The 9,403-nt window shown below is 70.2% G+C and carries 11 protein-coding genes; 7 read left to right on the forward strand and 4 right to left on the reverse strand.

Annotated elements, in window-relative coordinates; genetic code table 11:
• Positions 1 to 182: 182 nt before the first annotated feature.
• From C503_RS0127515 to C503_RS41115, 4 genes are all read right to left on the reverse strand, one after another.
• Positions 183 to 1,898: a hypothetical protein gene (locus C503_RS0127515; RefSeq protein ID WP_018685442.1), complete on the reverse strand. Its 1,716-nt coding sequence runs from the start codon at positions 1,896 to 1,898 to the stop codon at positions 183 to 185.
• 204 nt (positions 1,899 to 2,102) lie between these two features.
• The gene (locus tag C503_RS41110) at positions 2,103 to 2,561 is read right to left on the reverse strand and encodes a hypothetical protein (protein WP_156893554.1); all 459 of its coding nucleotides are present in this window, start codon (positions 2,559 to 2,561) and stop codon (positions 2,103 to 2,105) included.
• Between the two features lie 373 nt (positions 2,562 to 2,934).
• A complete protein-coding gene (locus C503_RS0127530; protein WP_018685445.1) occupies positions 2,935 to 3,240 on the reverse strand; it encodes a hypothetical protein in 306 nt (101 codons plus the stop codon).
• Complete coding sequence (locus C503_RS41115) at positions 3,237 to 4,631, reverse strand: hypothetical protein (RefSeq protein WP_018685446.1); 1,395 nt, start codon at positions 4,629 to 4,631, stop codon at positions 3,237 to 3,239. Before C503_RS41115 ends, C503_RS0127530 begins: the two co-directional genes overlap by 4 nt.
• A 169-nt stretch (positions 4,632 to 4,800) precedes the next feature.
• Between C503_RS41115 and C503_RS0127540 the strand changes: the two genes are divergently transcribed.
• From C503_RS0127540 to C503_RS0127575, 7 genes are all read left to right on the forward strand, one after another.
• Positions 4,801 to 5,358: a hypothetical protein gene (locus C503_RS0127540; protein ID WP_018685447.1), complete on the forward strand. Its 558-nt coding sequence runs from the start codon at positions 4,801 to 4,803 to the stop codon at positions 5,356 to 5,358.
• Positions 5,359 to 5,610: 252 nt separating this feature from the next.
• The gene (locus C503_RS0127545; protein ID WP_156893556.1) at positions 5,611 to 5,817 is read left to right on the forward strand and encodes a hypothetical protein; all 207 of its coding nucleotides are present in this window, start codon (positions 5,611 to 5,613) and stop codon (positions 5,815 to 5,817) included.
• Between the two features lie 298 nt (positions 5,818 to 6,115).
• Positions 6,116 to 6,403: a hypothetical protein gene (locus C503_RS0127555; protein WP_018685450.1), complete on the forward strand. Its 288-nt coding sequence runs from the start codon at positions 6,116 to 6,118 to the stop codon at positions 6,401 to 6,403.
• 219 nt (positions 6,404 to 6,622) lie between these two features.
• Positions 6,623 to 7,279, forward strand: coding sequence for a hypothetical protein (locus C503_RS0127560; protein WP_018685451.1), 657 nt, complete (start codon positions 6,623 to 6,625; stop codon positions 7,277 to 7,279).
• A 175-nt stretch (positions 7,280 to 7,454) separates the two neighbouring features.
• On the forward strand, positions 7,455 to 8,375 hold the full coding sequence (locus C503_RS0127565; protein ID WP_018685452.1) for a hypothetical protein: 921 nt from the start codon (positions 7,455 to 7,457) through the stop codon (positions 8,373 to 8,375).
• An 87-nt stretch (positions 8,376 to 8,462) separates the two neighbouring features.
• Entirely contained in the window at positions 8,463 to 8,984 is a 522-nt protein-coding gene (locus C503_RS0127570) for a RapZ C-terminal domain-containing protein (protein ID WP_051114948.1), read from the forward strand.
• Between the two features lie 167 nt (positions 8,985 to 9,151).
• Positions 9,152 to 9,403 (forward strand): hypothetical protein (locus tag C503_RS0127575; protein WP_156893558.1); only part of this gene is annotated, 252 nt, incomplete at its 3' end.

Consider the following 9,403-nt stretch of genomic DNA (forward strand, 5'->3'; position numbering starts at 1 on the left):
CCACGCCCAAGGCGGTCGGATTCGACGCGGCAGCATGATCTTCGCGTGAGCTGCGGAAACTCGCGGCACGTGCCGGTGGGCGCCGCGCAGTCTGGACCGACGTGGACCGCGTGGACCGTGCCGACGACCACCGGGCGCGGATCACGAGCTCACCAATCACGGTAGGTAGCAGGCGGGTTGTGCTACCAGCCGCCGGTGTCCGGGTCGTGGCTGCATCGCACGGCGCCGACTTCGTCGTCGATGTCGAGCCAGCCGTGTTCGTCGCACAGCTCGCAGGCGTCGACGGCGGCCCGGCGGGCGAGGCCGCGCTCGGCGTCGCTGCGCCGCATCCGCTCGGCCCGCCGCTCGGCGTGGTCGGCGTTCTCCTCCTCCACCAGGTCGGCCGCGAACTTCACCGCGGGCCGAACGCCGGCGACCGCCTTGCGCAGGCTGGCCCGGATCCACCCGCGCGGGTTGGCGATCTCGCGCGGGAGCGCCTCGTAGACGCCGCCGCCGGTGACGACGTGCCAGTAGAGCTCGTCGGCGGTCCACCCGGCGGCCACCAGGTCGCGGATCTCGCGCACGAGCCAGCGCTCGCTGACTCCGGCACGGGCCCGTGGAGGCAGGCAGACCCGGTCGTCGGGCACGCCATCCACAGGGGGTCGAAGCAGGGCCTGAGCGGCTTTCTGAGCCCTCGAACGGTGGTCTACCTTGACTTTTCGACCCTCGGTTTGGCCAAACTCCTCTTTGTCGATGCCGCGCGAAGCGCGTCCTTTTTCCACATGCCCTGCATCTATTGGATTCTCTCCCAAAGGGAGAGAAACGGAGGGGAGGAAAAAACGTTGTTCAGCGAAATCCGGGCCTGTGGATGAAAAGCCCGCTGAGGGCTCACAGGAGCCGTTAGAGCCATCGTCGGCACCATCGGCGCACGGCGGCTCCGTGCAGGCGTCAGCGTCGTCCTGGGCGTCCTTGGCGGGCCCGCTCAGCGGGTGGTGCTGGGGGAGTTCGACGGGGTCGACCGGCAGCCGGAGTTCGTAGACGGCCGCGATGTGCAGCAGCGGGCGCTGCACGATGTCGTCCTGGTCCTCCTGCGGCGCTCGGTAGGGCTCGACGTCGGTCGGCGCTGCCGGGATCGGCTGGCCGGTGCGGAGGGCATCGAGTTCGGCCCGAGCGTGGGCACGGCCTGCGGCTCGGCGAGCGTCCTCGGCCGTCTGGCGCGTCTGCTGCACCTCGCGGGCCTCGGCCTCGCGGGCGGCTCGCTCGGCGGCTTCCTCGCTGGTCTCGTCCTCGGGGACGGCGAGCATAGGCAGGCAGCAGCCGGGCATGACCTCGGCGAGCAGGCCGCGCTGGCGGAACCACTTCAGCACGTTGCGCACGTGCCGGTCGGTGATGCCGACCTGGGCGGCGGCCTGTTCCTGGGTGACGCGGGTGAGCGGACGGCGGCCGTAGGGGCAGCTCAGGGCGTAGGCGGTGGCCACGCGCTCGTAGGTGCGTTTGCGGCGCTGCCGCCAGGGCTGGCAGAGGATGTGCAGGCGGACCTCGGCCAGCCAGACCTCGGCGCCTTCCCAAGCAGCGCGGGTGTCGGGCTGGGGCTCGCGGGTGGAGACCCACTGGGCCATCTGCACGCGGATCGCGCGGGGGATCCAGCGCAGAAGCTGCCAGCGCACGCCGGAGCGCAGCAGCAGGCCGTCGAGCGCGCCCGCCTCGTCGTCCCAGCAGACGGCGATGGCGCGGTTTGCGCTGGTCGGGTCGTAGATCGAGAGCGGTTCGGGCAGCACGCCGGCGGCGAGCTCGGCTTCGATGGCGTGGCCATCGTTGAGCTGCCAGCAGACATCGCAGACGACCAGCTCTTCGCCACCGATGGGAGCGGGGCGGAGGCGGCCTTCCTGCGTGCAAAGGACGCACGGGGACGACGACACACCACTTGGGTGTTGGCGTGCGCCACCGGCACCAGGTACCGTAGGCACAGCAAAGGGCCCTTCTTGACCGGACGGGCGTTTGTGTATCCCCGGATGGGACCGGGGCGAAGTGCTTCAGAGCTGTGTGCCGGGCAAGCGACAGCATCTGGAACACGGAGGACTTGGAGGCGGCTTCCTGGGCAACTGGGAGGCCGCCTCGGTCATTTACGAGGCCATCATCTGGGTTCCCTCCAGCTCCAGCGCGGCCATCGCCTGGCGCACCTTCGGAGCGAGTTCGTCAAGGTCTTCTTTGGACTCGACACTAGCGGCGAGAACAAGGTCAACAACCTCTTTCAGGCCAGCGTGTTCGAGTCCGGCGCGGACGACCTCGTCAGCCTCCAGAGTGTCGGAGACTCCCTTGAGCCTCGCGAGTTCCTGAACCACCAGGTAAAGGCGTGCGTCAACCGCCGGGCGGGCCCGCTTGGGGCCACCGGGTGGCGCTACTGCTCGTCCTGACCTTCGGGCCATGCACACCATATTTGTACAAAACAGCTCTGCGATCAAGTCGACACACCCGGCGAGCTCGCCGAGATCCCGCATGTCCGCAGTGGACGGCTGGCTTGACCTCGGGAAGGTGTCCTCCCCGAGGCTCTTGTCGGCCGGTGGGTGCGCGTGCTTGATCATCGAGCTGATCATTTCGTGAGGACGCACGCGGGCGCTACGGACATCTGCCCCCCACCGCCCCCCATCGACGCGTCGCCCGCCGAGTGACCAGCGATCTTGCGTCGGTCGCGCCGGGCGTGCGACGGTCAGGCCGTGGCTTTTCTGGGGTGGGTCGCCGCCGGGGCGATGTTCGTGGCCGGAGTCGGGTTCGTGGTCTACGGACTTCCGCCCGGCCGACGACTCCGTGCTGCGCGACGCGAGCGTGCTCGACTGCGCCGACAGGGGCTGGCCGACCCCGTGGGAAAGGAGCCTGCGGCGTAAGCAGCGGGCTGATGCCGACTACGACCTACGAGCTTGTGCTGGTCCGGGTTGGGTGAGCGTTGTCGCGGGCTGGCTAGTCGATCAACCGGCTCAGGCGGCGATGCGTGGGCGGCTTCAAGGCCGGGGTGAGCACGATGACCCGGTTCGGGTCGAGCTCGGCTTGGACGCCGTCGTCGGTGAGGACATGCACGTGGTCGGTGTCTACGGCGGTGACGAGTCCGGGGATGCCGTCGACGTCGACGCGGTCACCGCGTACCGGGCCCGGATGGGTCGAGGCTGCGGCGAGCCGGACTGCGGCCGTGGGGCTGGTGACGTCCCATGCGCAGCAGCTACACACGTCGTCGCTGGTCAGAAGGTGTTCAAGCGGCGGCGGGGTCACGCCAGGGGTCCTTTCGGGGCGGTGGCGAGGCAGGCCGCGTGCACCGGCGGCACGACAAGCCGCTGGTGCGTGCCAACGGAGACGGCCTGCATGGGGACGGGGCCGGTGTGCCAGCCCTGGTCGGCCAGGAACTGCAGGACCGGGACGGGCAGGTCGGTGCGGTGCGCGGCGAGGCCAGCTTCGAGGAAGTAGCCCTGCTCGCACCACGGGCAGTTCAGGTCGACGCCGCTGTAGCCCGTGGGCTGGCACACCGGGCAGTGCCGCCGCTCGACGACCTCGCCGTCGACCAGGTCGAGCCAGGGGTAGGTGAGGAAGTCCAGGTGCATGGCGCGTTCCTCGGCGTGGCTGTCGCGCTCGGGTCGGTGGCCGCAGGTCGGGCAGATCATCAGGACTTCCGCGTGCGACTTCAGCTCGCGGACGGCGTCGAGGAGAGCGGGCTCGGCGTCCGGGGTGAAGCCGACGGGGCGGGCGAGCAGGACGGCCAGCACGTCGCGTACCTCGCTATGGTCCTCCTCGGCCACGCCCGCACGGAGTCGGCCGAGCAGGGCCTCCAGGCGGTGGTGGGGGATCGGCACGCGCGGTGCGCGCCGCACGCGGGTCTCGCCGAACATGTCGAGCACGGTCGTGATCGCGCTGGTCAGGGCAGGGGGAAAGTCGTCGTGCCACGTGGGAGCGGGCTGCGCGGGCGGGGTGGCGGCCGGGAATCCGGGGAACTCGAGGACGGCCGGCGCCGCGGTGTCGGCCGGGAGCGGCTGGTCGGCCTCCACGGCGGCGGCGATGGTGTCAATCTGCTGCTGCAGTTCGGTGGCGGCCGGAGAGGACTCGACCGACGGGCGGTTCAGGATCGTGTGGGCGGTGCGTAGTGCCTGGTCCAGCGTGGTGAGGTCGGTGACGGCCGGGTCGACGTCGAGCGCGGCGGCGATGGCGGCCTGGTCCTGGTCGGCGATCTCCGGGCCGAGGTCGGTCCAGTGTTCGGTCAGGTCACGGAGCGCGGTGCGCACCCGGCGCTGGTTCTTCTTCAGCCACTTCCGGCGCTTGCCGGACTTGCCCGCCGTGGGCCACATCTGCTGCGCGCGGCCACGGGTGACCCCGGCTGCGTCGCCGAGGTGGGCGTAGGAGGCTCCGGCGAACGCGGCGGCCTCGGCTTGCTCGACGCGCAGTTCGGCGAGGACGTCGGTGATCACCGATTCGAGCGGGTAAGTGGCCGCCAGCGCGGCGAGTTTCCGCTGTCGCTGCTGGTCAGCAGGGTCGCCCGGTCGGGCCTGGTCGTCCGTGGGCGTGGTGAGGGCGTCGACTGCTGCCCGGATGTGCTGTTCGATCGCGGCTCGCAGTTCGGCGGGCACCGCGATGTGGTGGTTCTCGGCTGATTCGGTGGTGAGCACGGCGGTCATCCCGGTCGGCCTCCTCCGTTCTCGGCGAGCGGGCGTCCAGCGGTGCTGGACATCCCGAATTACTCCACCACTATACTAGTATAGGACTATACAAGTCTAGAACTAGTCTCGTATAGTGGTGAACTACTAGGGTGGGGTTCATGCACGAACGGGAAGCGGGGGCGAACTGGTGACCAACGACGATCCGGTCGCTCCGCAGCCGGAGGAGGATCCGCTCCTGCAGCAGCTGCGCGAGCACGATCAGGCCCGCGCTACAGCCCAGGAGCAGCTCGACACCGCCACCGAACGACTGCGGGAGAAGATCGTGGCCGTCGACCGGGCGCGGCCGGATGAGTGGGGCTGGCGCCAGCAGCTCGTCGACACGGTGACGTCGTTGAGCCGGGCCAAGGTCTTCGAGGCCCTGGCCGTGGCGGACATGACCGACAAGATCGCCGACGCGCTTCGCGCCGCCGAGGTCGCGCCGGCGCTGGTCCGGATCGGCACCGGCACCGCGGGCCAGGTGCTGCTCGCGCTGAGCACCGATCGTCCGCACGACGATCCGGCCGTGCTCGCGGAGCGGATCCGGTCATGCCTGCTCGCCCGCGAGCTGGTGATCGTGCCCGCCTCGCAGCGCAAGCCGACCGGCTCCGCACAGGAACAGGACGAGGCACTGCCGTTGCTCGCCCAGCCGGGCACGGGGGTGGCGGTGATCAAGGCTCACCGCAGGACCAGATCCAGGGCCACCTGACGAACCCGGACGTGCGCCTCGAACCTCGGGGTGCACCGACTTCCACACCGAGGAGGTTGACCAGACGAACGACCGGTGACCGCACGACACCACGACTTGCGCCCTGGTGGGGCGGCTCGAACTTTCCCGGAACGCACCACCCCACCACGGCCTGTACCGACTCACGAAGGAGCCGTACCTGATGATTGTCCCCCTCGGGCGACCACTCGACCGCGCCGCGGCCATCGACACCTCCGCGCGGGGGTGCTGACCATGCCCAATGTGCCGCCCGGCGACGTCGATTCGATCAACGCCGCCCTGGATCGGCTGCGCACCGCGCCGCCCGACCAGAAGCAGGCCGCCCGCAACGCGGCACTCCAGCTCGGCGCCGCGACGGCGCGAGCCCTGCCGCCCGACGCCGACGTGAAGGCGTTCTGCACGGGCTTGGACACCGCGATCGGCGAGGCGTTCGCGAGCTGACCCGCGTCCCGCGCCACCTCACCGACCTGAAGCTGATCGACACGACGACTCGGAGAAACACATGGACACCGGCAAGTTCCTGGGCGCCATCGGGCTGATCCTCAGCCCGGTCGTGCTGCTGTTCGTGATCCTCGTCAACACCGGGGTCATCAAGTTCTGACCTCGGTCACCCGGATCGTGACGGGCGGCGTCCGCTGACGGCGGGCACCGCCCGTCGGCGTGTGCGGGGGCCGTCACCGCGATCGCGGGCCACGTCATGATGGAACCCGGCAGACGCGGAGCGAGGTGGGGGAGCGGCGTGGGCGAGGACGGACAGGACTGGCGAACGCTGGAGGACTTCCAGCGGCGGCTACGGCAGTTGCTGGAGGATTTCCCGGAGGACAGCCACTCCGAGGTTCACGGGGTGCTCGGCCTCGTGACCGCGATGGCGTTGCAGGTCCGTGTGCCCTGTGACCACTGCGGCAAGCTCACTCCGGCCGTCGACGGCGAACCCGGCTCGGGCCAGGTCGTCGACTTCGCCGCGGCGCAGCGCCGCCGCCAGCGGGCCGAAGTCCCGGACGACGCCCCGGTTCACCCGTTGCGGTAACGCCTCGGGCAGGCCGGACGACTTCCAGTCATCAGCACGTGGCCCGGCTCTTCACCGCGAAGGCCGGGCCGCTGTGCTGACAAGGCCGGTCGACGGGACGGAAGCCCCCCGACGCCCCGCCGGCCACCTCGGCCCCGCCTCGCCGACCACCCGGCCCGCGATTAGGCATATGCCTACTTTGTGAGTAGTAGGCCGTCTACCTCGTGGTTTACTGATCGAGTGCAGCAGTTCACGGTGCGGTGTCATCAGTGGCTCGCCGAGGCCTTGACGGCCCGCGTGGCCGCCGAGAAGGAACTCGAGGAGTTGTGGCGGGACGCGCAGCGGGCGATGATCCCCGAGTTCGCCACACCGGCCGAGGAGACCGCGCTCCACGAGGCGATCCAGGCCGAGTTCGATGAGCTGCGCAAAGCCGACCAGATGCTGAGCACCCGCTCGGCCCTGATCATTCCCGCGCTGAAGGCGGAACTCGAAGAACGCGGGTGGATGCGGCGCCGGTGGAAGCCGGTCCCGGCGGGCGCCCGGTCGCGGCGGGGCAGGCGCGTGGGAACACCTGACCAGCGCTTCACGCACCGGTTCGTCGTCCAACTGCCCGACAACCTCGGCGAACGCCTGGTGCGCGCCTGCTACAACTCGTCGAAGAAGTCGGTGGAGGGTCTGCAGGAGTGGCGGTTGGCGTTCGGCGACGGGCCGCGGGGCTCCCTGCACAAGGGCAAATTCTGGCTAGGGAGTGGCCCCAGCAGGACCGACCTGCGGCGCAAGGACGCGTTGCTGGCGGGGATCACGTATCCGCCCGATGTCCTGCGAGCCGCCGCACAGCGGGTGGTCGCCACGTCCGAGCCGGACTCCGCCACCCTGGCTGCCGACGAGCCGGCCTAGCCGGTTCCGGGTCGGCTTCACCGGCGGTGAGAAGCCGCAGGCCGCGCCCACCCGGCTCGCGATATGGCATATGCCTAATCGTCCATTAGTGGCGCTTGAGCTGCTGGTTTACTGTTGACCTCGTGCGCTATGGTCTCTGTATGTGGATGTCGGAGTCAGGCAGGGAGGCCCAGGGGTGACAGAGTTCTACGCGGGCTGGTGGGAGGTGCCGGCGCACCTGATGTCGGCGACGAACCTGGGCGAGCTGGAGTTCCCCCGCGTCGCCGAGTGCGAGCCGGTGGCGTGGGTGGACGCGGACGACTGGCGGGGGAAGAAGGACTCGGTCGCGCTGTTCGACGTGAACCTCTGCCCGCCGAGCAAGGCCTCGGCGGGGCAGCTCGTGGCCGCGGGGCGCAAGTCGTCGAAGCAGCGGGTGTGCGAGGACTGCGGTGCGCGGTGCCAGCGTCCGCTGCCCCGGCACAGCGAGACCGACCAGCGGCGGATGTGTCCGGCCTGCCGCCAGATCGCCCGGCTACGCGAGCGCCAGGCCGAGGTCGCCGAATTGCGCGAGCAGCATCGCGAGTGGGCGGCGAAGCTGCTCGCCGGAGAGTCCGGAGCCGTCGTGCAGGTCGATCTCGTCGTGCCGCCGCCCACGGATTCCGGTCGCAAGCGCCCGGCGACCGCCGCGCGGGTGCGCGCAGCCGATCTGACCGGCAGGCGGCTGCTCGACGTGACGCTGCGGCTGGTCGGGCCTCGGGCGAAGTGGGTTCCGGAGGAGGCGGTCCCCGCCGAGGAGGGCGTGCCGAAGGTGCACAAGGCCTTGCTCGGCAAGACGCTGATCCTGTGGGCCTCCACCGAGATGGAGGCGCTGCGTGAGGCGGCGCCGCACGAGACGTGGAGGCCGGAGGTGGCGAGCTGGCGGGTGAAGCCGGGCGAGCAGCCGCCGGAGCGGGCGGTGGTGGCAACCGTGCGCACCGCGGCCACCCAGTGGCGGGGGCAGCTCGACCCGCGCCACCGCAACCTGGTCGACTGCGTCGCACCGGGTTCGCCCGACCGGCTCGTCCTGCTGCTGCAGCGGATGGCCACACAGGACCCGCTGGAGCCGACCAGTCCGTAGAGGACAGTCGCGGTTGCTGTTTCCTCCTCGGTTTGGGAAACGGACAACGCCTTGTCCTGCAACGCTTCTCGCGTTGAACTGATCACCATGATGACCACTTCGGACACGGCACGCAGCGCGATCCACTCGGTGCCCGCCCCGGCCGCCGTCGCGGAACAGCGGCGGCCGGGGAGCTGCTCGCCCAGGCGGATCGTGCTGGCGGTGGACGGGGCGGTGGACGGGGCGGTGGCCGTCGAGGTCGAGTCGTACGGGCACCTGCACGGTGTGCCGGGCAGCTACGACCTGGTGGCCGATCTGCGCGACTTCATCCGCGACCCGCACGTCTCCCCGCAGATGCGGGAGTCCACCGGCCGCGAGCTCGACGTGCGGTTGCACGTCCTGACCACGCCGGGTGCCATGGCCCTGGTGGACCACCTGGTCGGCGCGGCGGTGGCGCTGCTGGCCAGCGCGCCGACACGGCCGGTGCGAATCGGTGTCTCGTGCGCCGGCGGAAGGCACCGCAGCGTCGCGGTCGCCGAGGCGATCGCCGAACGGATCCGCCTGGCCGGGCACGGCGTGCTGGTGACGCACCACCACATCGACGAGCCCGTCGTCCAGCGGGCCTCATGACCGCCGCGTGCTGCGGGAAACCCGTGCGCATCCCCGGATCCCCAGCACGACGACGAGCGGAGCATCCGGTGAGTCCGATCCGATCTCGTCCCGTCATCAAGCCTGGTCTCGACCGTCACTAGGGTGATTGGAGTAGTCGGCTTGTGACGGAAGGTGGACCGATCGACATGGGGCTCAACGTTTCCGCTCTGCACGCCCTGTCGATCGCCCGGATCGAGGAGATCACCGGCCTGAACGTCCAGCCTGGAGCGCAACGCGAAGGCTTGCTCGACGACGTCCGCGAGAAGGTCATCTGGACCCAGCACCGCGGCGGCTGGAACGAGCCGAGCCTGCGGGAGGACAGCATCGCCAACACGGCGAGCTATCTGGTCCCGCCGAAGCCGAGCCACCGGATGAGCGAGTTCACGCTGATCAAGTCG

Origin of the sequence: Actinokineospora enzanensis DSM 44649, assembly GCF_000374445.1 — a bacterium.
Taxonomy (GTDB): Bacteria; Actinomycetota; Actinomycetes; order Mycobacteriales; family Pseudonocardiaceae; genus Actinokineospora; species Actinokineospora enzanensis.